This is a genomic window from Sodalis-like endosymbiont of Proechinophthirus fluctus (assembly GCF_001602625.1).
In the GTDB taxonomy this organism is placed as follows: domain Bacteria; phylum Pseudomonadota; class Gammaproteobacteria; order Enterobacterales; family Enterobacteriaceae.
Genome location: NZ_LECR01000047.1, coordinates 19,753 through 20,616 on the forward strand (window position 1 = coordinate 19,753; position 864 = coordinate 20,616).

Annotated in this window: 2 protein-coding genes; both read right to left on the reverse strand. The window is 52.8% G+C overall.

Annotated elements, in window-relative coordinates; genetic code table 11:
• Positions 1-116 (reverse strand): biotin/lipoyl-containing protein (locus BG74_RS17050; RefSeq protein WP_244267343.1); only part of this gene is annotated, 116 nt, incomplete at its 3' end.
• A gap of 18 nt (positions 117-134) precedes the next feature.
• Positions 135-864, reverse strand: a 730-nt coding sequence (locus BG74_RS17055; RefSeq protein ID WP_439895676.1) for a transketolase-like TK C-terminal-containing protein, incomplete at its 5' end; no start/stop codon positions are given.

Sequence of the window (864 nt, forward strand, 5' to 3'; positions counted from 1 at the left end):
CCTTCCACTATAATCAGCGACTGCTCAGCGTCGACTTTATCACCCACGCTGACCAGTACTTCGGTGACTTCCATTTTATCTGCACCGATATCCGGTACGTTGATTTCAATAGCCATGATTTACTCTACCTCTTATTACGCCAAACGCGGGTTGACTTTGTCAGCATCGATGCCGAATTTACTGATGGCCTGCGCCACCACATCAGCACCGACATCGCCGCGTTTGGCCAATTCACCCAGCGCCGCAATCACCACATAGCTGGCGTCCACTTCAAAGTGATGACGCAGGTTCTCACGGCTGTCGGAACGGCCGAAACCATCGGTGCCCAGAACGCAGAACTCGCTGGCTGGAATAAAGTTGCGAATCTGCTCGGCGAACAGTTTCATATAGTCGGTGGACGCTACCGTCGGCGCATCGTTAAGCACAGTAGCCACATACGGCACACGCGGCGTTTCGGTCGGATGGAGCATATTCCAACGTTCGCAATCCTGGCCATCGCGCGCCAGTTCGGTAAACGAGGTCACGCTATATACATCGGAACCCACCCCGTACTCTTTCGACAGGATCTGCGCCGCTTTGCGCACGTGGCGAAGAATGGCACCGGAGCCCATAAGCTGCACTTTAACTTTGCAACCTTCCAGCATTTCCAGCTTGTAGATTCCCTTGCGAATACCCTCTTCCGCCCCTTTCGGCATGGTAGGCATAGCATAGTTTTCATTCGGTGTGGTCAGATAGTAGTAGACGTTTTCCGGCTTATCACCGTACATCCGGATCAAACCGTCATGCATGATGACCGCGACTTCATAGGCATAGGCCAGATCGTAGGAAATGCAGTTCGGGATAGTCAGCGATTGAATATGGCTG